General features: G+C 38.9%; 19 protein-coding genes, 4 tRNA genes and 1 pseudogene. 23 read left to right on the forward strand and 1 reads right to left on the reverse strand.

All coding sequences use genetic code 11. The annotated features are described in order from the left end of the window. Positions 1–188 precede the first annotated feature (188 nt). The 22 genes and pseudogenes from MKX29_RS09225 (at position 189) to MKX29_RS09330 (ending at position 19949) form a co-directional block, all read left to right on the forward strand. A complete protein-coding gene (locus tag MKX29_RS09225; protein ID WP_224937004.1) occupies positions 189–677 on the forward strand; it encodes an ArsR/SmtB family transcription factor in 489 nt (162 codons plus the stop codon). Next, positions 678–1949 carry an MFS transporter gene (locus tag MKX29_RS09230; protein WP_224937003.1) on the forward strand — a complete coding sequence of 424 codons (1272 nt, stop codon included), beginning with the start codon at positions 678–680 and terminating at the stop codon, positions 1947–1949. Between the two features lie 214 nt (positions 1950–2163). Continuing rightward, positions 2164–3108 carry a YybS family protein gene (locus tag MKX29_RS09235; protein ID WP_224937002.1) on the forward strand — a complete coding sequence of 315 codons (945 nt, stop codon included), beginning with the start codon at positions 2164–2166 and terminating at the stop codon, positions 3106–3108. A gap of 24 nt (positions 3109–3132) precedes the next feature. Then, positions 3133–5106 (forward strand): DHH family phosphoesterase, encoded by a 1974-nt coding sequence (locus MKX29_RS09240; protein WP_224937001.1) that lies wholly within the window; start codon positions 3133–3135, stop codon positions 5104–5106. After that, entirely contained in the window at positions 5103–5552 is a 450-nt protein-coding gene (rplI, locus tag MKX29_RS09245; RefSeq protein ID WP_095371350.1) for a 50S ribosomal protein L9, read from the forward strand. Before MKX29_RS09240 ends, rplI begins: the two co-directional genes overlap by 4 nt. Positions 5553–5683: 131 nt before the next feature. Beyond that, positions 5684–7048, forward strand: a complete 1365-nt coding sequence (gene dnaB / locus MKX29_RS09250) for a replicative DNA helicase (RefSeq protein WP_224937000.1) — start codon at positions 5684–5686, stop codon at positions 7046–7048. Positions 7049–7156: 108 nt separating this feature from the next. Next, positions 7157–7315, forward strand: coding sequence for a hypothetical protein (locus MKX29_RS09255; RefSeq protein ID WP_341105131.1), 159 nt, complete (start codon positions 7157–7159; stop codon positions 7313–7315). A 339-nt stretch (positions 7316–7654) separates the two neighbouring features. Continuing rightward, positions 7655–8947, forward strand: coding sequence for an adenylosuccinate synthase (locus MKX29_RS09260; RefSeq protein ID WP_224936998.1), 1293 nt, complete (start codon positions 7655–7657; stop codon positions 8945–8947). A gap of 107 nt (positions 8948–9054) precedes the next feature. Next, positions 9055–9198, forward strand: a pseudogene (locus MKX29_RS09265) (peptidase G2 autoproteolytic cleavage domain-containing protein); the annotation flags it as partial. Between the two features lie 366 nt (positions 9199–9564). Beyond that, positions 9565–9948, forward strand: a complete 384-nt coding sequence (locus MKX29_RS09270) for a DoxX family protein (RefSeq protein WP_224936997.1) — start codon at positions 9565–9567, stop codon at positions 9946–9948. 168 nt (positions 9949–10116) lie between these two features. Next, positions 10117–10192 (forward strand) — tRNA-Lys (locus MKX29_RS09275). 15 nt (positions 10193–10207) lie between these two features. Continuing rightward, positions 10208–10279, forward strand: a tRNA-Glu gene (locus MKX29_RS09280). Positions 10280–10352: 73 nt separating this feature from the next. Beyond that, a tRNA-Asp gene (locus tag MKX29_RS09285) sits at positions 10353–10429 on the forward strand. A gap of 47 nt (positions 10430–10476) precedes the next feature. Next, positions 10477–10549, forward strand: a tRNA-Phe gene (locus tag MKX29_RS09290). A gap of 270 nt (positions 10550–10819) precedes the next feature. Beyond that, a complete protein-coding gene (locus MKX29_RS09295) occupies positions 10820–12289 on the forward strand; it encodes a M23 family metallopeptidase (protein ID WP_341105133.1) in 1470 nt (489 codons plus the stop codon). Positions 12290–12634: 345 nt separating this feature from the next. Then, entirely contained in the window at positions 12635–13345 is a 711-nt protein-coding gene (yycF, locus tag MKX29_RS09300; RefSeq protein ID WP_095371356.1) for a response regulator YycF, read from the forward strand. A gap of 7 nt (positions 13346–13352) precedes the next feature. Then, entirely contained in the window at positions 13353–15179 is a 1827-nt protein-coding gene (gene walK, locus MKX29_RS09305; protein WP_095371357.1) for a cell wall metabolism sensor histidine kinase WalK, read from the forward strand. Next, a complete protein-coding gene (locus MKX29_RS09310) occupies positions 15176–16507 on the forward strand; it encodes a YycH family regulatory protein (RefSeq protein WP_224936995.1) in 1332 nt (443 codons plus the stop codon). Before walK ends, MKX29_RS09310 begins: the two co-directional genes overlap by 4 nt. A gap of 18 nt (positions 16508–16525) precedes the next feature. Then, positions 16526–17332 (forward strand): two-component system regulatory protein YycI, encoded by an 807-nt coding sequence (locus MKX29_RS09315; RefSeq protein WP_095371359.1) that lies wholly within the window; start codon positions 16526–16528, stop codon positions 17330–17332. A 9-nt stretch (positions 17333–17341) separates the two neighbouring features. Beyond that, positions 17342–18136, forward strand: coding sequence for an MBL fold metallo-hydrolase (locus MKX29_RS09320; RefSeq protein WP_095371360.1), 795 nt, complete (start codon positions 17342–17344; stop codon positions 18134–18136). 330 nt (positions 18137–18466) lie between these two features. Next, entirely contained in the window at positions 18467–19684 is a 1218-nt protein-coding gene (locus MKX29_RS09325) for a S1C family serine protease (protein WP_224936994.1), read from the forward strand. A 103-nt stretch (positions 19685–19787) separates the two neighbouring features. Next, a complete protein-coding gene (locus MKX29_RS09330) occupies positions 19788–19949 on the forward strand; it encodes a CxxH/CxxC protein (RefSeq protein ID WP_224936993.1) in 162 nt (53 codons plus the stop codon). A 438-nt stretch (positions 19950–20387) separates the two neighbouring features. Here MKX29_RS09330 and MKX29_RS09335 read toward each other — a convergent pair whose 3' ends face one another. Further along, on the reverse strand, positions 20388–20702 hold the full coding sequence (locus MKX29_RS09335) for a hypothetical protein (RefSeq protein WP_341105135.1): 315 nt from the start codon (positions 20700–20702) through the stop codon (positions 20388–20390). Between the two features lie 509 nt (positions 20703–21211). Here MKX29_RS09335 and rlmH point away from each other — a divergent pair. After that, positions 21212–21691 carry a 23S rRNA (pseudouridine(1915)-N(3))-methyltransferase RlmH gene (gene rlmH / locus MKX29_RS09340; RefSeq protein ID WP_191817394.1) on the forward strand — a complete coding sequence of 160 codons (480 nt, stop codon included), beginning with the start codon at positions 21212–21214 and terminating at the stop codon, positions 21689–21691. Positions 21692–22026: the final 335 nt, after the last annotated feature.

A 22026-nucleotide genomic window follows, 5' to 3' on the forward strand; every position in this document is an offset into this window, starting at 1 on the left:
CTTTTTATTTCCGCTCCTTGTGCTCATATAGAGTCTCATATGAATCAATCCGATGGTCGACATTCCCTGAGTTGAGATTATCCACATTTTTAATAATTAGAATATTTAAAAATATACCTTGCATTCTAAAAAGTTAGAACGTATTATTAATCTAGAACATACAATACAATTAGATAGGAGAGGTGAAAATGACATCTTTTGAATGGAAGTCCATGAATATTGATATACATCAACAAAAACTAATCTCTAATCCGTTGCGAATGAAAATTATCTTTTTACTGTCGGAACGTGCGCTCACAGCGAAGCAAGTAGCAGATGAGTTGGGGAAATCAGCAGGTAGTATCCATTACCATATTCAGCAACTTTATAAGGGAAACATTTTAGAGATTGAATCAACGAAGGAGTACAAAGGCATTATCGAAAAGTATTACCGAGCGAAGGCGAATCAATTTCATCTTAATCAAACAGGTGCGAATGTTGAGGATAAAGGAAAAAGCACAAGGGGAACGACTTTATCTTTAACCAAAGGAGAGCTGCAATTATTTCAAAATGAGGTAGATGAGCTGTTTTTGAAGTATTTTAAAAAGACGGTTAAACCTGATGAGCAGACAAAAAATCGTGATACTTATGAAGTGAATTGCTCGTTTAAGAAACTACCGAAAGAGGGGGAAAGTTAAATGCCATCGTCAGCAGCCATAAAAAAGAATTTGGTGCTGTTTCTCTTAGCGAAAGTAGTGATTGTGTTTGGGTCCTCTATTTATAGTTTCGCGATAGGATTATATGTTCTTGCGGTTACCGGTTCGGCCGTCAACTTTTCGATTACCCTCTTACTTACTATTCTACCTCGTATTATACTCGCCCCACTTGCTGGGACATTGAGCGACCGATGGAACCGTAAAAGAATCATTATTACAACCAATTTTGCTTGTGCCCTTTGGATTGCCGTTATTTGTGGTTTGTTTATTTTTGTCACACAGGACATTTGGCTACTTTATTTAGCGACATGCGTACTCAGTATCATCAATACCTTCTATTCTTCAGCAGTGATGTCCTCCATATACAATATGGTCGGTCCAGATTTCCTACAAAAAGCAATGTCTCTCAACCAGGCCGTGGCCTCCTTCTCCGTTATATTAGGGCCAATACTTGGAGGCATCCTTTTCGGACTATTACCTCTCTCAAGCTTCATGATGATCAACATTTGTGGATTTTTCCTTTCCGGTATAGCCAGTCTTTTTATTAACTATTACTTATTTGTCGAAAAAACAGAAAAACAACAAGCAGGAACGATTCAGACCGAGTTGAGAGATGGTCTATCCTATGTAAAAAAACAAACCTTGCTTCGGCAATTAATCTTTATGTCTATATGGGTGAATTTTTGGTTTGCAGTTTTTCCCGTAGCACTACCTTATCTCGTTCTTACGATTCGCCAAATGCCAACTTATCAATTTGGTCTGATTGAGGGTAGCTTTGCTGTGGGCATGTTAGTAATGAGTACGATTCTGTCGTTAAAAGCAGAGATGAAAAATAAATCATTAAGTATTGGAATTGGTATGGTGTGCTTGGGAATATTGTTAATGTTAATAGGGATGCCACAACTGATAGAGATTTCTAATCAAGTGGTCTTCGTTTATTTAATAGGGATTGTGCTACTCCTAGCGGCAGCAATCATGATTATTAATATTCCGGTGATGGTACTCATTCAAAAAAGTACAAAAGATGAATATCGGGGAAGAGTGATGGCCATACTCGAAACAGGTGCGAGTGCAGCAACACCTTTAGGGTATATCCTATTTGGTTTATTTCTTGAATGGTGGCCAATATGGGTGATCATGCTCGTTTCAGGAGGCAGTATTATTTGTATGATTCTTTATCATACAAGAAATAAACAGTTTTTTAACCTATTACAACAAACTGACCAAACCAAGGTCGTTTCAACCGAAGCATAAAAGGGAAAATCGTAATGAGAACCTTCTAGAATGATTGAACCTTCATTCTTGGAGGTTTTTTGCATGATTGCCTGTTTTCTATGATAGATAAGGATGATTTGGTTATGAAAGAATATATTTACACGAAATGAAGCATTCATTCAGTTGAATACCTATCCATGAGTGTATACAATAATAGATGCGGGCTTGTGCCCAATTTGAGAGGTGAATCTATTTGAAAAATGTACATAAACTTACTGAAGGGGCAGTTTTATTAGCTGCTTTTGCTGTGTTACTATTGATGTCCCTTTATTTGCCGATTATCGGAACGATTGTCACTTTCGGCTTACCGGTTCCATTTATGTTATTTGCCGCTAAAAATAAGCGTAGTGATGCGGCTATCTTTTTTGTTGCGGCTATTTTGATTTCATTCATTGTTGGAACCATTACAGCCATTCCATTAACCCTTATCTTTGGCTTAACAGGTTTAGTGATAGGAGAGTTAATTAAGCTGAAGAAAGAACGGACAGCGATGTTGCTCGGTGGTTCTTTAGCGTTTTTAGCGATGTTTTTACTCGTTTTTGCTGGCATGAACGTGCTATTGAATATCAATTTTGTTGAGGAACTAAAAGTAGTTCTTGAGCAATCAATGGATATGACAAAAAACATGTTATCTACGATAGATAATAATGAAGCAGAACAAATTATCAAGCAGTTAGAAGCGACAATTACTGCATTAGAGACATTACTTCCAAGTCTCCTTGTGCTTTCTTCTGCAATGTATGTATTTATTATTCAGCTGATTGGCGTACCCATTGTCAGGAGATTTGGTATTGAAGTGAAAAAATGGCGCTCATTTGCCGATATCAGTTTCCCGAAAAGTATTTTATGGTATTATTTATTAACCATCCTTGCCCAAATTGTCATGAGACCAGAGGAAGGTTCTTTTACAACGATGGCCATTATGAATCTCCTTTTCGTTTTACAGTTAATTATGGTGATTCAAGGGCTCGCCTTTATCTTCTTCTATAGCAGATTAAAGAATTGGCCAAAGATTGTGCCTATTGCCATCCTCATATTTACCTTTTTAATGCCAATCTTCCTTTATATTGTGAGGATATTAGGTATAATTGATATAGGATTTGATTTAAGAAAACGATTAGATAATAGGGATGCATAACACTACTGTTTAGGAGTTGAAAACATGCCCTCGTATTTAGAAAAGAAAACGATGCGTTATTGCCTGTTTGCTTTAATTGGTATAACCGTCGTTCTTCTAGCGATTATGGCGTTGTACAATTGGATATTGAGTCTCGTTGCGCTCCTCCTTTTCGGCATTCCTTTCTACCTATTATTTAAGTTTGATTATGAGCAGAGGAAGGAAACAGAGGAGTACATATCGACCTTATCTTACCGTGTGAAAAAGGTAGGGGAAGAAGCATTAATGGAGATGCCAATTGGAATTATGCTGATTAATGATGAGTATTATATCGATTGGACGAATCCTTATATGGCATCATGCTTTGGGGAAGATACATTGGTAGGGAGATCACTTTATGATGTGGCAGATGCCTTAATCCCTATCATTAAGAAAGAGATTGAATCAGAAACCATTACGCTAACAGATCGCAAATTTCGTGTGGTACATAAGCCTGATGAACGTCTGCTTTATTTCTTTGATGTAACAGAGCAAACGCAGATTGAAAAATTATACGAAGATGAACGTACCGTTATTGCTATTATCTTTTTAGATAATTATGATGATTTAACACAAGGAATGGATGACCAGACAAGAAGTAGTTTGAATAATCTTGTCACCTCTATTCTGAATAAATGGGCCATGGAAAATGGCGTTTTCTTTAAGCGCGTATCTTCAGAGCGGTTTATCGCCGTCTTTAACGAAAGTATTTTGGACCAATTTGAGAAAAGTAAATTCACCATTCTTGATTTTGTCAGAGAAACGACGGCAAAACAAAATGTGCCACTCACATTAAGTATAGGTGTCGGAGCAGGGGTTTCCGATTTGCCAGAACTAGGTGTCTTAGCTCAGTCTAGTTTAGACCTTGCTCTCGGTAGAGGTGGTGACCAAGTAGCAATTAAACAGCCAAATGGGAAAGTGAAATTTTTCGGAGGGAAGACGAACCCCGTTGAGAAACGCACGAGGGTGCGGGCACGCGTTATTTCGCACGCTTTAAAGGAATTAGTCTCAGAAAGTGATAAAGTCATCGTCATGGGTCATAAACGACCGGATATGGACGCAATTGGTGCTGCCATTGGTATTCAGAAGGTAGCAGAGATGAACCATCGTGATGGCTATATTGTCGTTAATAAAGACGAATTTGATCAAAGCGTAAATCGTTTAATGGGTGAGATAGAGAAAAAAGAAGAGCTTTATGCGAAATTCATCACGCCAGATCAAGCGTTAGAGCTGGCAACTGACGATACTTTACTTGTTGTTGTTGATACCCATAAGCCTTCTATGGTGATAGAAGAGCGATTGCTTGCTAAAATAGAAGATGTAGTTGTGATTGATCATCATCGTCGCGGCGAAGATTTTATAAAAAATCCGCTGCTCGTTTATATGGAGCCTTATGCCTCTTCAACAGCAGAATTAGTGACGGAATTGCTAGAATATCAACCGAAGAATCGTAAAATTGATATGCTTGAGGCGACTGCACTACTCGCAGGTATTATCGTTGATACGAAGAGCTTTACGTTAAGAACCGGCGCCAGAACCTTTGATGCAGCATCTTATTTAAGAGGACTAGGAGCGGATACAGTCCTTGTGCAACGATTCTTGAAAGAAGATGTCGACACGTATATTAAACGGGCGAAAATCATTGAAACGGTAGAATTTTACCGAAATGGCCTTGCCATTGCTAAAGGTGCTGAGGACGATATATACGACCAAGTGTTAATTGCGCAAGCAGCCGATACATTACTGGCAATGGACGGTGTGACAGCTTCATTCGTCATTTCTTATCGTGCTGATGAAATGATTGGTGTGAGTGCTCGCTCATTAGGTGATATTAACGTACAGGTCATTATGGAGGCGCTAGAAGGGGGCGGCCATTTGACAAATGCTGCTACTCAATTAGATGATGTCTCAATCAATGATGTGGAAGGTAAATTAAAAGAAGCAATTGATGAGTATTTAGAAGGGAGAAAAGAAGAATGAAAGTCATTTTCTTAAAAGATGTTAAAGGAAAAGGGAAAAAAGGTGAAGTGAAGAACGTAGCAGACGGCTATGCACATAACTTTTTAATTAAACAAGGACTCGCTGTAGAAGCAAATAACTCAAATGTGAGTTCATTGAATGCACAAAAAAAGAAAGAAGAAAAAGAAGCAGCAGCTGAGTTAGAAGAAGCGAAACAATTAAAAGAAACATTGGAGAAGTTGACACTCGAATTTTCAACAAAAGCTGGAGAGGGCGGTCGTCTATTCGGTTCGATTACAAGCAAGCAAATTGCCGAAGAATTAAAGAAGGCGCATGATATTAAAATCGACAAGCGCAAAATCGAATTAAGTGACGCCATTCGTACTTTAGGATACACAAAAGTACCGGTTAAACTGCACACAGAAGTATCAGCTACGTTAAATGTACATGTAAAAGAAGCCAATTAAAGAATTTAACAACGCATCAAAAGAATTCATGGTAAAATAATAGAGTGAAAAAATGTGATCGGTGAAGGCTGATCACATTTTTGTCATCTAACGTGTTTAAAATGTGTCAGTATGAGGGGGTTCTATTTGTTTTGAGTGAATTATTTGCTGATCGTCTCCCTCCGCAAAACATAGAGGCTGAACAAGCTGTTCTAGGCGCAATCTTTCTGGAGCCTTCCTCGTTAACAATGGCTTCAGAACTATTAATTCCTGAAGATTTCTATAGAGCGGCTCATCAAAGAATTTTTAATGTCATGCTGAAACTAAATGACAAGGGAGAAGCCGTTGATTTAGTAACAGTAACAGAAGAATTAAACGCAGCCAAAATGTTAGAGGATACAGGCGGAGTAACTTATTTAAGTGAATTAGCTGCATCTGTTCCAACAGCAGCAAATATAGAATATTATGCTAAGATAGTAGAAGAAAAATCGATCTTACGTAGACTCATCCGTACGGCAACAGACATTGCCCAAGATGGATATGCGAGAGAAGATGAAGTTGAATCACTACTTGGCGAAGCAGAAAAAAATATATTAGAAGTATCGCAACGTAAAAATGCAGGAGCTTTCCACAATATTAAAGATGTGCTTGTTCGTACGTATGATAATATCGAGGTCATGCATAACCGTAAAGGTGATATCACTGGAATAGCGACTGGGTTTGCTGAGCTTGATCATATGACAGCAGGCTTTCAACGCAATGATTTAATTATCGTTGGCGCTAGACCTTCCGTTGGTAAAACAGCTTTTGCCTTAAATATCGCGCAAAATGTTGCCGTAAAAACACAGGAAAATGTTGCGATATTTAGTTTGGAGATGGGTGCTGAACAGCTCGTTATGCGTATGCTTTGTGCGGAAGGAAATATCGATGCACAACGTCTCAGAACAGGTTCTTTAACCGATGATGATTGGGGCAAGCTGACGATGGCGATGGGGAGCCTATCGAATGCGGGCATTTTTATTGATGATACACCTGGTGTTAGAATCACTGAAATTCGTTCAAAATGTCGTCGCTTGAAGCAGGAACATGGCTTAGGCATGATCCTCATCGACTATTTGCAGCTTATTTTAGGTAGCGGACGTTCTGGTGAAAACCGTCAGCAAGAAGTCTCTGAAATTTCTCGTTCCCTAAAAGCACTTGCGAGGGAGCTGCAAGTACCTGTTATTGCCTTATCTCAGCTATCCCGTGGCGTTGAGCAACGACAAGATAAACGTCCAATGATGTCTGATATACGTGAATCAGGAAGTATTGAGCAGGATGCTGATATCGTTGCCTTCTTATATCGTGATGATTATTATGACAAAGAGTCCGAAGACAAAAATATCATCGAAATCATCATCGCAAAACAACGTAACGGCCCGGTTGGTACCGTCCAGCTCGCCTTCGTCAAAGAATATAATAAATTCGTCAACCTAGAAAAAAGATTTGACGATTCATTTGCTCCGCCTGGGGCATAAAGAGGGAAACAGCATTTGGCTGGTTCCCTCTTTTTTAATGGAAGTCGCGACAAATGGGTAAATATAAAAGGAGGGGTGAGATTTGCATGTGTTGTGAGATAGATATTGGTGAAAATGGTGGAGAAGGAGTGGTTTAGGGGCGAAAATTATAAAGATAAAGGGGCAGAAGTGAATTGCTTGTACATCAGTGGAGAGATGGGAAAGATAGCGGAGCAAGAGTGGATTGCTCGTTCATCAGTGGAGAAAATTGAAAAGTTAGCGGAATAAAAATGGTTAGCTTTTACATCAGGAAGAAAAAGCACAAACATATCCGAGCAAAAATAATCCCCCATATATTTAATAAAAATCAATACGATATAAGATAATAGTACAAAAACCACCTAACCTTTTTTTTATTTTCGTATATTTACTAATGGAGTTCAAATAACTGAGAAGCAGTAAAAACAGGTGTCATCCAACCCTTGATGGAAGATTACACAAATTGTTTCACGAACGTATTTTTCGTTGTATGAATAAAATGTTCGTGTTTTGTTGACTTTATCATAATAAAATTGTAGAATTAGTTTGTTTGATAAGGGAAAAAGAAACCTCGGAGGTGCATTCGTAATGTCATCAGTAGTTGTTGTAGGAACACAATGGGGAGACGAAGGTAAAGGGAAAATCACGGATTTTCTATCAGAGAATGCGGAAGTGATCGCAAGATATCAAGGCGGTAATAACGCTGGACATACAATTAAATTTAACGGTGAAACGTATAAATTGCATTTAATTCCATCAGGTATTTTTTATAGTGATAAAATTTGTGTCATTGGTAACGGGATGGTCGTTGATCCAAAAGCATTGGTACAAGAATTGGCTTACTTACATGAAAAAGGCGTGACAACAGATAATTTACGTATAAGTAACCGCGCCCATGTCATTTTACCTTACCATTTAAAATTAGATGAGGTAGAAGAAAACAGCAAAGGCGATAACAAAATTGGTACAACGAAAAAAGGAATCGGACCTGCTTATATGGATAAAGCCGCTCGTGTTGGAATCCGTATCGCAGATTTATTAGATAAAGAAGTATTTGAAGAGAAGCTAGCTCGTAACTTAGCGGATAAAAACCGTTTACTTGAAAGAATTTATGAAACTGAAGGCTTCAAAATGGAAGACATTCTTGACGAATATTATGAGTACGGTCAACAAGTGAAGAAATATGTATGTGATACATCCGTTGTATTGAATGATTCACTTGATGATGGCCGTAGAGTATTATTTGAAGGTGCACAAGGGGTTATGCTTGATATTGATCAAGGAACATATCCATTCGTTACCTCTTCTAACCCAGTAGCTGGCGGTGTAGCAATCGGTTCTGGTGTTGGACCAACAAAAATTAAACATGTTGTTGGGGTTTCCAAAGCATACACAACTCGTGTAGGAGATGGACCTTTCCCAACTGAATTAAATAATGAGATTGGTGATCAAATCCGCGAGGTTGGTCGTGAATATGGTACAACAACAGGTCGTCCTCGTCGTGTTGGTTGGTTTGATAGTGTCGTTGTTCGACATGCTCGTCGTGTAAGTGGAATTACAGACCTTTCACTTAATTCTATTGATGTTCTTACAGGTATTGATACTTTGAAAATCTGTACAGCTTATAGCTACAAAGGCGAAATCATTGAAGAATTCCCAGCGAGCCTAAAAGTCCTTGCTGATTGCGAACCAGTATATGAAGAGCTGCCAGGCTGGACAGAAGATATTACAGCTTGCAAATCTTTAGATGAGTTGCCAGCAAATGCACGTCACTACTTAGAGCGTGTCTCTCAATTAACAGGCATTCCATTGTCAGTATTCTCTGTTGGCCCTGACCGTACGCAAACAAATGTGGTCTTAAGCCCTTGGAGACAAAACTAAAAAATAAGCTTTTTAAGATCGTACCTTTAGAAGGTACGGTCTTTTTTTTCTACCTTCAACATTGTATAGGTGTTTGTACAAGCCGTTTTTATCTATTTTCATCTAGTGGGCCAATTCTTGTAACAGATAATGGTACATGTGAAGTCAATGAGTATTGTCAGCCAAATGATGAAGGAATTGCTACGAGAGCAACGGATGGGTTCCGCGTCATTAAACGGACAGGGGAGAACCAAGTATTAGTTTTGATCAAGCCGAATGATGATGAAAACCGAAAGTTAAAAAGAGACATAGCAGTGATAGAAGAGCTGCAAAAGCAAAGCGTTGTGACGATGCAGGAATATCATACGCAAAAAAGAAGAGAGTGACGTAAAGATGCAGGGCTTTACAACTGGAAAATGCAACAATTAGTCGTGAAATAAAAGATTTGAAAAATCAATTAGCTTCTCTAATGAGTAGATTGGATGGAAATAATCATCCTTAAAAATCTAAATAAACGACTTCACTATAAAGATGAAAAGGTGGAGTCGTCACTTTTACATAGAGTGATGTTGAGGATAGTAGAATGGTTTAGAAAGCAAAAAATTAGGGCATTGAACGTACAAAGGTGGTGGGAGAATTTGAAAATATTAAAAGGCATTTATTCATTGATCTTGTTTGTAGCAGGAGTCCTTCATTTTGTCCGAGAACGAAATTTTCGTAAGATTGTGCCGGAATCTTTACCGTTTAAAAAAGGGATTGTCCTCATTACAGGTGTGCTGGAGGTCGCATTTGCGATGTTACTTTGGGCGAAAAGAGGTCAAAGCCTAGTAGGTAAGCTGCTTTCATTCTTCATGGTGCTTGTTTTCCCAGCGAATATCAATATGGCAGTAAAAAATAATACTTTCTATAATGGTAAAAAGGTTCATCCGTTATTTTTATGGATGCGTTTACCGCTACAAATCCCACTTATTTTAGGGGCAATTAAACTCACACATCCATCTACTGAAAAAAAGACTAAATGACCCATGTTATTTAGTTTTTTTCTTTTTTATTAGATAAGTGATGAGAGGATTTTAACTAGAAAAAGTTTTTCTGAAAAAATATTAAAAAAGGAGTGTACAAAGCTATCACCCTATGATAATATAAAAAGCGTCGTCAAGAAAAGAAAACGCTTCAAATTTTAAAAAAGCGAGCCATTAGCTCAGTTGGTAGAGCATCTGACTTTTAATCAGAGGGTCGAAGGTTCGAGTCCTTCATGGCTCACCATTTTTATATTCGTATGGCCCCTTGGTCAAGCGGTTAAGACACCGCCCTTTCACGGCGGTAACACGGGTTCGAATCCCGTAGGGGTCATCTTTTTTAATAGTAGTAATCATAGGGATGCAAGCGCTCATTCTTTCATTGATTACGAATTTTATATAGATTTGGTCCGGTAGTTCAGTTGGTTAGAATGCCTGCCTGTCACGCAGGAGGTCGCGGGTTCGAGTCCCGTCCGGACCGCCATGATTCACTTGTATAGTGATTATGAAAATTGGATAAGCTGTTTTTATGGCTCAGTAGCTCAGTCGGTAGAGCAAAGGACTGAAAATCCTTGTGTCGGCGGTTCGATTCCGTCCTGAGCCATCAAAAAGGGAGTATGAATTTAATTCGTGCTCTCTTTTTTTATGTTTTTCTCCTTCCTCTATTACAATCATATGACAAAATGCCCCCTTTTCTATGTAGTTTTTTCCTATATTACGTCAAACTATGTCACCATAAATACAGTTTAATTACATTACAGAGACATCAAACGCGTAAAAATGACGATATGGTACATTAGTTAGGTGCAATAGTGATTAGTCTGATAGCACTAATAAGAATCAGAAGGTGTAAAGTAGTATAGGGGGAAGAACCATGAAGCAATGGAAGCAAAGACTGACTACATATACAGAACATACATCTAAGCGTGTTACACATAAATGGAAAAAAGCGGCCGCAATCGTTATGATTGGTGGTTGTTTAGCGTGGAGCGGATCCACATCAGTATTAGTAGAAGCAGAAGAGTCGGATTTGTATTATGTATATATCGGTGATCAATATGTGGGGACAGTTGATAATCCCCAAGTGATTGAAAATATAGTAGAGGATGAACTTGAAAACCAAGGGAAGTCCTATGAGGGCATACAAAAGGCGTTAGACCATGAGCTCTCCTATCTACCTGAAGATGAAGAGAAAGCCTTTAATGAAGCAACTGACAAAGAGTTAACGTCAGAAAACGCGCTGAGAGGGATCTCTATTAAAGCAGATGCTTTCGCACTAGAAATTGATGGTGAAACAGTTGCTTATGTAAAGAATCAAGAAGAAGCGAATGAAGTGCTTCAGCAACTACAGTTACAGTACATTTCTGAAAAAGACTATAAAGAGTTAAAAGAGCGCTCAGAAGAAGAAGAACCACTACCAGAATTAGCCATTGGTGATACCCGACTGTTGAATGCAAAATTTTCCGAGGAAATAGAATGGAAGAAAGAAAAAGTAGATCCGAACAAGGTGCAGTCTGTTGATGAGGTCATCAATTTCTTAAATAAAGGAACAGTAGAACAAGAGAAATATAGAGTTGAAGAAGGCGACTCTATTAGTACGATTGCTGACGAATATCATTTATCTACAGAAGAACTTGAAGACCTGAATGATATAGGTCAAGAAGATGTACTAAAGGTTGGTCAAGAACTTGTTGTTGAAACAATCGAACCGTACGTTGATGTGATTACGAATAGATCAGCATATATAGAAGAAGACATTCCCTTTCACACAAAAGTAATAGAAGATGATGATAGGTTGAAAGGGGAAGAGAAAGTAAAGCAAGAAGGGAAAAAAGGAAAACGTAACGTGTTATACCATATGAAAGAATCAAATGGTGAAGAAGTCGATAAAAGTGAACTAAAAGAGGAAATCATTGATGAGCCTGTAGAGGAAATCATTATTAAAGGAACAAAAAATCCAGATGTTGGCGATGGTGACTTTGCTTGGCCAGCAGTTGGTGGATATGTGTCAAGCGAGCTTGGTCATCGTTGGGGGAAGCTCCACAAAGGGATCGATATTGCCAGACCAAGTGATCGAACCATTAAAGCAGCCGATAATGGAAAGGTCATTTCAGCTGGCTTTAGTAGCAGCTATGGCTATAAAGTAGAAATAGACCATCAAAATGGCTACCGTACCTTGTATGCTCATTTAGATTCTCTCTCAGTGAGTACAGGAGAGACAGTTACGAAAGGCTCTAAGTTAGGTGTGATGGGCTCTACTGGTAACTCAACAGGTGTTCACCTTCATTTTGAACTATACAAAGATGGTCAGTTGAAAAACCCATTAGACTATATTAGTCAATGATCAAAAAAGCGCTGGGACATGAGTGTTTTAGCTAACATTAAGCACGAATAACTCTGCTTTGATAAACAGAAGTTATCGTGCTTTTTTGTGTGTATGACAAGGTTCCATCTAAGAGCGCTCGCAAAACAAAAAGCCCCTTCTATCTTGCTTTTCCATAACTTGTACATATATGATACATTACAAATGATGCGTACTTGTATGTAACGTGATAAAGTAGAGTAGGATACATGCTGACGAAATTTTACAAAATGCTTTTACAAGCCCAATAAGCTTAGATATGATAATCTTGAAAAAGATACATGATTGTGACGATAGTAGATAATAATTGGATAAAGGAGAACAACGATGGATAAGAAAATTCTTGTAGTAGATGATGAAAAACCAATTGCAGATATATTACAGTTTAACTTAAATAAAGAAGGCTTCGATGTAACTTGTGTATATGACGGTGTCTCCGCATTGGAAAAAGTAGAAGAAGTAAAGCCTGATATGATTCTATTAGATATTATGCTTCCACAGAAAGACGGCATTGAAGTTTGCCGAGAAGTAAGAAAGAAATATGATATGCCGATTATTATGCTCACAGCAAAGGACTCTGAAATTGATAAAGTATTAGGGCTAGAGCTAGGAGCAGATGACTATGTAACAAAACCATTCAGCACAAGGGAATTAATTGCCAGAGTAAAAGCCAATCTTCGTCGTCATCAACAAATTGCATCAAAAGTGGATGAAGAAGATGAAAGTAATGAAATTGAGGTCGGCTCACTCACGATTCACCCGGACGCATACATCGTGTCTAAACGCGGTGAAACGATCGAACTAACGCATAGAGAATTCGAATTACTTCATTATTTAGCTAAGCATATTGGACAAGTAATGACGCGTGAACATTTACTTCAAACTGTTTGGGGCTACGATTATTACGGAGATGTTAGAACAGTTGACGTAACCGTTAGACGTTTGCGTGAAAAAATCGAAGACAATCCAAGTCATCCGACATGGATCGTTACAAGAAGAGGTGTCGGATACTACTTGCGAAATCCAGAACAGGAGTAAGTAGAACATGAACAAGGTAGGATTTTTTCGATCAATTCATCTGAAATTCGTCATTATATATGTGTTGCTCATCCTCATTGCCATGCAAATTGTCAGTGCTTATTTCGTCAGGCAATTAGAGGATACGTTAAACGCTAACTTTAAAACAACGATTGAAAACCAGATGAAGCTGCTATCTTATTATTTAGAAGAACAATTTGTGAAAGAACGAGTGCCGGAAGACGGTGATGCCACATTGGAGGTGGACCTGCGCAGACTATTGCAGGACTACAACACTGATGATATTAGTGAAGTCGCCGTTATTGAGGGCACGTCTATGAGAGTGCTAGGGACATCGAATGTTTCTGATCAATCAAAGGTTGGTCAGAAGATGTCTAATGCGCTTATTCGTACGTCAATTAAAAATGGTCAACCGAATGAACAGGATAGTGTCATTAATGGCAAGCGAGTATGGATCTACATTAAACCAATTATTATTGATAATGACGTAAAAGGTGTGATTTATGTCACGTCTAAAATTGAGAATGTCTATACACAGATGAGGGAGATTATCAAAATCTTCTCAACAGGTACAGCAATTGCTCTTATTTTAACCGCTGTGCTCAGTGTGTTACTTGCGCAAACCATTACAAGACCTATCACCGATATGAGAAAACAAGCGTTAGCAATGGCAAAAGGAAATTATTCTAGAAAAGTAAAAATCTATGGCCAAGATGAAATTGGTCAATTAGCTATGACCTTTAATAGTTTGACTAGAAAGCTGCAGGAAGCACAAGCTACCACTGAAGGGGAAAGAAGGAAACTATCATCGGTCCTCACCTTTATGACAGATGGCGTTATTGCCACTGACCGCAAAGGGCGTGTCATTCTCATCAACGAACCTGCTGCAGAAATGTTGCATGTTTCACGTGAAACAGTCTTATCTAATTCAATTGTTTCATTATTAGGGTTGGAAGAAGACTACACATTTGAAGAGCTACTTGAAGAGAGAGAATCGGTTATCTTAGATTATAGTGATGAAAAGAGCAATCTTATTTTAAGGGCCAATTTTTCAGTTATTCAAAAGGAAACAGGCTTTATTAATGGACTTATAACCGTTTTACATGATATTACCGAGCAAGAAAAAATTGAAGAAGAGCGCCGCGAATTTGTGGCTAACGTTTCACATGAGCTAAGAACACCACTAACGACGATGCGCAGTTATTTAGAAGCATTAACAGATGGTGCGTGGCAGGATAAAGAGATTGCTCCGAATTTCCTTGATGTCACTCAAAATGAGACGGAGCGAATGATTCGCTTGGTCAATGATTTATTGCAGCTATCGAAAATGGACAGTAGCGATTATCAATTAAATAAAGAGTGGGTTGATTTCACACAATTCTATAACCGAATTATTGATCGCTTTGAGTTCACGAAACAACAAAATGTCACTTTCGAACGTAGGGTGCCAACAACGGCTGATTTTGTTGAGATTGATACAGATAAACTCACTCAGGTACTTGATAATATCATCTCCAATGCGATGAAATACTCACCTGAAGGAGGAAAGATTACCTTCAGTATTGAAGAACAAGAGGGGTATTTAATCATAAGCGTAGCTGATGAAGGCATGGGTATACCGAAAGAAAATGTATCAAAAATCTTTAATCGTTTTTATCGTGTAGATAAAGCAAGAACAAGAAAATTAGGAGGAACGGGATTAGGACTAGCGATTGCCAAGGAAATGGTAGAAGCGCACGGTGGAGAAATTTGGGCGGAAAGTATTGAAGGAAAAGGAACAACGATCTCCTTTAGCTTGCCGTATATCCGTTCCGAAGAGGATGATTGGGAATGACCTATGAGAAGATAAAGAATATCCTATTAATTATCTTAGTAGGTTGTAGTATCTTATTGACGTTTAATTTATGGACGTATCGACCTAATTTAACGCCTGTCGAGAACCCAGGACAAGCGATTGAACCGATAGGAGATGACAAAGAGTATAGTGAAGTCATTAGACCTAGTCAGCTTATTCATTTCTACGATGATAAGAAAATTGGAACAACCCTATCTGCGGAAATCGACCAAATCACTAATGATATGAACAAATGGGAACTATTAAATCTAGCTAATGTCTCCAACGATATCGGTTCATTACATGAATGGATAGAAGAGTCAGGACATTCTATAATGGTCTACCCAGATGACGTTTCACTTAATGCTTTTCGCGAAGTCATGCCCAATATTGATAAGAACGCTACCGATTTTTCATTTGACACAATGATGATTGACACGACTTCTATAGAGGATGATGTCGGTTTAGCCTATTTTATATCGAGAGATCAAGGTACGGTCTACCGTGGAGAAGTGCAAGGTCCATCGATGGCTGATTTCCGTACGAAGTATTACGAGACGGCCAGTGAAGATGAAGATTTCTATTCGCTTCTTGGTTATAAGGGCCAGAATGATCGCGTGATTTATGTACCGGATGAGCATATTCCTGTATCGACACAACGCATCTATTTAATGGATAAAATCAAACCACGTACATTGATGGAGTCATTATTTAGTGATCCATCTGTTGTACAAGAGAGTACAACTCAACCATCCATGATTGAATATACCGATAGTACGAGTATTATGCGTGTCTATGAAGATCGCAATATGATTTCTTATAAAAACATCTCTTCTGTTGTTGGTGATGAGTTTGTTGGGATGAATCTACTGCGACGAAGCATTGATTTTATGAATGCACATAAGGGCTGGACAGGCAATTATCGTTACTTTGAAGAGGTACCAGAGAGTAATAAGGTTGTCTTCCGATTATTTCATAACCAACAAGGAATTCCCATCTTTAGTGATTATCATCGAGCGAAGATAGAAGTAGAGCTTGGTGATACAGACATTAATGAATATACGCGTAGCAACTTCGCACTCGGAACGATTGTGAGTGGTGGGGAGGAAAGCCGTTTACTATCCGGTAAAGAAGTCATCGAAGAGATCGAGCAGCTACCTAATTTTGAGCGTGACTTGCTGCAAGATGTAACGGTGGCTTACGAGATGAAGGTAGAAAAGAATGTGGCTACAACTAATTCGGAAATCATCAATTTGCAGCCAGCTTGGTATTATCGTTATAATAATGAGTGGAAGAAGTTTACCAAGGATGAGTTTATACCAAATTGAGGCAGGAGGGGAAAGTAGATGGATTGGAGCAAAATAAAAACCATTTTTATACTGACCTTTCTTGTGCTCAATGTCTATTTATTGTATGAGTACTTTACTGTCGTCCAAGCAAAAGAACAAGAAACGGAATTTCCTTTATCAAGCACGTTAGAAGAAAAATTAAAGGATGATGACATTTCATATGACGCAAATATTTTTACGACAGAAGAAGTCAGTGGCCAGTTGTTACGGGCAACTCCTAAAGAGTTTGAAAAAGATGAATTGAAGAGCCTGAATGGAGAAGACATTAAGGTTGATGGCGGTGTCGAGTATATATTTGATGTCAATAAGCCATTGATGAAAGTAAGTGAAGACTTTGATCCAAAGGAATTAGAGTCCTTTATTCAGAGTCAAGTCTTATACGGTAATGAGTATCGTTTTTGGGAGAAGAAAGGCAATACCATTACGTATTATCAAACATACCAAGAGAAAATCATCTACCAAAATAAAAATGCTGAATTAACCTTCTTCTTAAATGAAAATAATGAAATTGTCTCTTATACACAAACATACTTGGAAACAATTGAACCAATTGAGGATGATCAAAAATTGATCAAGCCGCCATCTGAAGCATTATCTTCTTTATACAATAGTGGCAAGATCCCGTCTGGCAGTAAAGTATCAGAACCAGAGCTTGGGCTTCATACGTATGTCGATATGAGTAATCTTCAAGTATTAACACCAGCTTGGCGCTTCGTCATTGATGGTGAATACAGTCTATATGTACACGGATTCGAGCTAAATGTACTCGAACTAAATAAAAATGAGAATAAAACAATGGAGTGAGAGAAACCTATGTCTTTTCAATTTAGCGTTCTCGCGAGCGGCAGTACGGGGAATGCCATTTTTGTAGAGACCAACACCCACTCCTTTTTAGTGGATGCTGGCCTCAGTGGCAAGCAAATGGAAGCATTATTTAAAGAAATTGATCGTGATATGAGTCGTTTAGACGGGATACTTGTGACACACGAGCATAGTGACCATATAAAAGGTGTCGGTATTGTGGCAAGGAAATATGGGCTCCCGATCTATGCCAATGAAAAAACATGGCAGGCGATGTCTCCGTTAATTGGACAAGTCCCAACAGAGCAGAAATTCACCTTTGATATGGAAACCGTAAAAACCTTCGGCGACCTCGATATTCAATCATTCGGCGTCTCACATGATGCAGCCGAACCGATGTTTTACGTTTTTCATCAAGGCGAGAAGAAACTTGTGCTCATCACAGATACGGGGTATGTAAGTGATCGCATGAAGGGACTTATTTCAAACGCCGATGCCTATGTATTTGAAAGTAATCATGACGTGCAAATGTTAAGAATGGGACGTTACCCATGGAATATTAAACGTCGGATTTTAAGCGATGTCGGCCATGTCTCCAATGAAGACGCGGCGATTGCGATGAGCGAAGTGGCCGGTGATCGCACGAAAGGCTTTTATCTTGCCCACCTAAGTCAAGATAATAATATGAAGGACTTGGCACGCATGGCTGTCGCCCAAACACTTGAAACAAAAGGCATACGCGTCGGAGAGCGATTCCAGCTCTTTGATACAGATCCGAAAAAACCTACAGCTTTAACAGCTGTTTAAGGCAAGAAATAATGGGTAGAAGGAAGGGGAGGCTTAGATGCTACCCCTTCCTTTTTTGCGCTTTTTACCAAATGAGAAAGAAAGTATGAACAAATTCGTAAGATTTTCTTGTCTTATGCATTTTAGTATTTGTCTTTTTTCATCTATGCGTATAATAATAGTAGCGGAGTAAGCCTCTACACGTTTCATCAGGTAATCTTTCTCATTCCTAGTATGTTTCTAATGAAGAAGAGTTATGATAACACTAGGGAAAAAAGAGACCTCATTTTTTATAAAAATAGAAGGATATATCTTAAAAAAAGAAAATGGTATGAAAGGGTTGGTTGTGTAATGGGCTATTATGATGATCATTATAATCGTGAGGGACGCACCAAAAAGGGAAGTAAAGCAGGTTACATATTCTCTAGTCTTGTCGGTGTCATTATCGGTGCATTGCTCGTTTTATTCGTTGTTCCCCAAATGAACGGGGGCTCTAATGGGGGAGAAACATTAGGCTTATCAAACACAGATGAAAACAGCCAAGTAGAAACGAAAAAAGTATCGGTAGATGTGGAAACAGAAATCACATCAGCAGTCGAAAAGGCAAGAGGAGCGGTTGTTAGCATCTCCAACATCCAATCGGCAGGCATGTGGTCGAATGGTCAAAATGGTGAAAGCACACAAGGAGTAGAAGCAGGCTCTGGCTCTGGTGTCATTTATAAGAAAGAGGGGGACCATGCCTTTATCGTGACGAATCACCATGTCGTCGACGGTGCGGAGAGGCTTGAAGTCAATCTCTTCAATGGTGAGAAAATTGCTGCTGAGCTCGTAGGATCCGACGTATGGACAGACCTAGCTGTACTTGAAATAGATGGCTCGATTGTAGAGGATGTCGCAGAATTTGGTGATTCCGACGCTCTATCAATTGGTGAGCCTGCGATTGCTATCGGAAATCCACTCGGTCAATTTGAAGGCTCAGTCACTAAAGGGATTATTTCCGGCTTAAATCGGACCGTACCAGTCGATATCGATCAAAACGGTACAGTCGATTGGAATGCTGAAGTCCTACAAACAGATGCAGCCATTAACCCAGGAAATAGCGGTGGGGCACTCGTCAATATTAGCGGACAAGTCATCGGCATTAACTCGATGAAAATTGCTGAATCCTCTGTGGAAGGCATTGGGCTTGCCATTCCGATTAATTTTGCGCAAACGGTCATCAGTGACTTAGAACAGCATGGTGAAGTGAGAAGACCATATATGGGCGTACAAATCGCTTCAGTAAGTGATATCCCTGCCTATTATCAAGAAGAAGCGTTAAAACTTCCGAAAGATGTAGAAAATGGTGTAGTTGTGAGCGGAGTCGAGCCAAATGGTCCAGCTGCAGAAGCAGGACTGAAAGAAATGGATGTCATTGTTGAGCTAGATGGCGAAGAAATTACCGATGTCTTAGATTTACGCCACCATTTATATGGTCAGGACGTAGGAGATGAGATGAAGGTGAAGTATTATCGCGAAGGTAAATTAGCAGAAACAACCATGGCATTAAAAACCGAGAATACATTCTAAATTCATCCACAGGAAAGTGAAGGCATCACTTTCCTGTTTTTTTAAGTTTTGATAAGATGAGTTGTGGATAAATTATAAATAGATAAATGAGGAGGCACCGAAGATGATTTATAGCTGCGAAGAACATATTGATATCGCCATCGATACCATTGTAGACGAACACGAAACCTTCCCAGTGTTAACAAAATGTGCACCAGAAGAAAACTTATCAACAACCTGTGAATTTTGCCCCAACCCAGCCATATATATGGTGGCGAACAAATAATCCCATACAAGATGTGGATAGAAAATGTGGATATGTGGATAACTTCTGTGGATATTCTGTTTATGGTGTGAGGATGAGTTGTGTATATCTTTTGAGGGATGAAATGAGACTGGGACATAACTAAATGAGCTAACCTCAAAAAAGAACAATAACAAATTGATCTTAAAACATCATTTGCAAAAAAAGTCCGTTCCGTTGCGCTACAGTCACTCGCTTTCCGCGGGGAGGGGCTGAGCCTCCTCGGCATTGCCTGTGGGGTCTCAGCTTTCCCTCTATTTCCCGCAGGAGTCGAGTGTCTTCCGCTTCATTTCACTATTCTTTTCATATAAGGGTTCAAATCACACAAAAAACCGAATGATTAGATGCTAGAACTCCTAATCATTATCATTCGGATAAATCATTAGCTAGAATACTTATGTCCCAACCTCTTTCATCATTTTACTCATCTAATTCCTCTAGTCGTTTGATCATTCGTTGACTATGTTTATCCTCGGGATTTGTCTTGTACGCTTTTAATGCCTCAGTAAATTTCTTATCTAATAATAGTTGATCGGCTTCAGTTAGTGTTCTTGTTTTTAAGTAAAAAAAGGGAAGATGACCGATCGTATCATTACCTAAGCGGTACCCGTTGCTTCTCGTCAGTAATTCATCATGTTCATCGAAAGCGTCAACAGACCAAGAAAAGCGGTTGTTTGGGTTGGTGAAAGCGAGTAATGTAATAGGATCAACAGAACCTGGCCCATCACCTGACATAGAGAGTCCCACGGTATGGTTATATAAGTCTTCCACTGACCATCTATTTTGTTAGTTGCAATATGAGAGAGAAAGGGGCTAAAATCAAACCAGAATTTAATTTCATTTCCTCTTCTAGGAGCGGCAGCGTGAAGATGAATGGTTTCAACTTCGTCTCATCCTCAAGCTAATCTACCTTCTGAAAAGCAATCACAGGCGTATCTTAAACCATATTTTTCTACCAGCTGGTAATCCTTCATTAGCCAAAAAAGCAGTCCTTAGTAGATAATCACCATAGGGCATCCATCACTTCTAAATACGCCTTTTTATTCTGTTTTTAACGTTCTACAAGATGCAAGAATACGGCCCCTCCTCTCAAGATAGAATCGAGTTTAATACATAGATACTAAGAGATTTGGAAAGGTTGCGAAAAGAAGAAAATTTTTTCAGGTAACAACTAGGACCATCAATAAGTCTGCAGCGTTTATGGTAAACTAGGGAAAGAAAAAAGCACGGAAGGAAGGCCCAATATGAACATCACAATCGTATCCGTTGGCAAACTAAAAGAAAAATACTTAAAACAAGGTATCGACGAATATAAAAAACGCTTAAGCGCCTACGCCAAACTAACCTTAATCGAAGTACCAGACGAAAAAGCCCCAGAATCCATGAGTGCAGCCGAAATGGAAGAAGTCAAACGCAAAGAAGGCGACCGCATACTCGCCCACATCGCCCCAGACACCTTCGTCATCACCCTAGAAATCCAAGGCAACATGCTCACCTCCGAACAACTCGCAAAGAAACTAGACGACCTCGCCACCTATGGTAAGAGTAAGATTGCTTTTATTATCGGAGGATCACTCGGGACTAGTAAGGAAGTGGAGAGTAGGAGTGATCTGGCATTGAGTTTTTCGAAGATGACGTTTCCGCATCAGGTGATGAGATTGTTGTTGTTGGAGCAGATTTATCGGGGATTTCGGATTAATCGGGGGGAACCGTACCACAAATAGAGGCAAAAAAAGTTGAAGATAAGGTGGATATTTTCCATTTGATTCAGAAATAGAAGGTGTTGATAAGCCTTCTTTTTCTGTTTCTAAATATAGCATGTGGATAAGTGTAAATGTGTTTGAAAGGTTAACTTCCGTAAAATCAAATTCAAGCTCAACCTTATCAATTTGACGTAGCTGATCATTTGTTCGTCCAACAGTGATCTGTTTAACCAACAGCTGTAGCAATTGCTTTTGTTTATCTCTTGTAGAGGACTTATAGACTTCTACAAATTTTCCTAATAGAAGATGTACCAATTCTGGAGGAATAACTTTTGTATCAGATTTACTTATTTCCG

The sequence above is a fragment of the Cytobacillus sp. FSL R7-0696 genome (genome assembly GCF_038006865.1).
Lineage (GTDB): Bacteria > Bacillota > Bacilli > Bacillales > Cytobacillaceae > Cytobacillus > Cytobacillus kochii.

What these genes read in the sequence shown, in the direction of transcription:
- rlmH (WP_191817394.1), top strand. Translation starts at nt 21,212, where the DNA reads ATGAACATCACAATCGTATCCGTTGGCAAACTAAAAGAAAAATACTTA.
- MKX29_RS09335 (WP_341105135.1), bottom strand. Translation starts at nt 20,702, where the DNA reads ATGTCAGGTGATGGGCCAGGTTCTGTTGATCCTATTACATTACTCGCT.
- MKX29_RS09330 (WP_224936993.1), top strand. Translation starts at nt 19,788, where the DNA reads ATGATTTATAGCTGCGAAGAACATATTGATATCGCCATCGATACCATT.
- MKX29_RS09230 (WP_224937003.1), top strand. Translation starts at nt 678, where the DNA reads ATGCCATCGTCAGCAGCCATAAAAAAGAATTTGGTGCTGTTTCTCTTA.
- MKX29_RS09310 (WP_224936995.1), top strand. Translation starts at nt 15,176, where the DNA reads ATGACCTATGAGAAGATAAAGAATATCCTATTAATTATCTTAGTAGGT.
- MKX29_RS09225 (WP_224937004.1), top strand. Translation starts at nt 189, where the DNA reads ATGACATCTTTTGAATGGAAGTCCATGAATATTGATATACATCAACAA.
- MKX29_RS09320 (WP_095371360.1), top strand. Translation starts at nt 17,342, where the DNA reads ATGTCTTTTCAATTTAGCGTTCTCGCGAGCGGCAGTACGGGGAATGCC.
- MKX29_RS09240 (WP_224937001.1), top strand. Translation starts at nt 3,133, where the DNA reads ATGCCCTCGTATTTAGAAAAGAAAACGATGCGTTATTGCCTGTTTGCT.
- walK (WP_095371357.1), top strand. Translation starts at nt 13,353, where the DNA reads ATGAACAAGGTAGGATTTTTTCGATCAATTCATCTGAAATTCGTCATT.
- yycF (WP_095371356.1), top strand. Translation starts at nt 12,635, where the DNA reads ATGGATAAGAAAATTCTTGTAGTAGATGATGAAAAACCAATTGCAGAT.
- MKX29_RS09260 (WP_224936998.1), top strand. Translation starts at nt 7,655, where the DNA reads ATGTCATCAGTAGTTGTTGTAGGAACACAATGGGGAGACGAAGGTAAA.
- MKX29_RS09325 (WP_224936994.1), top strand. Translation starts at nt 18,467, where the DNA reads ATGGGCTATTATGATGATCATTATAATCGTGAGGGACGCACCAAAAAG.
- rplI (WP_095371350.1), top strand. Translation starts at nt 5,103, where the DNA reads ATGAAAGTCATTTTCTTAAAAGATGTTAAAGGAAAAGGGAAAAAAGGT.
- MKX29_RS09295 (WP_341105133.1), top strand. Translation starts at nt 10,820, where the DNA reads ATGAAGCAATGGAAGCAAAGACTGACTACATATACAGAACATACATCT.
- MKX29_RS09315 (WP_095371359.1), top strand. Translation starts at nt 16,526, where the DNA reads ATGGATTGGAGCAAAATAAAAACCATTTTTATACTGACCTTTCTTGTG.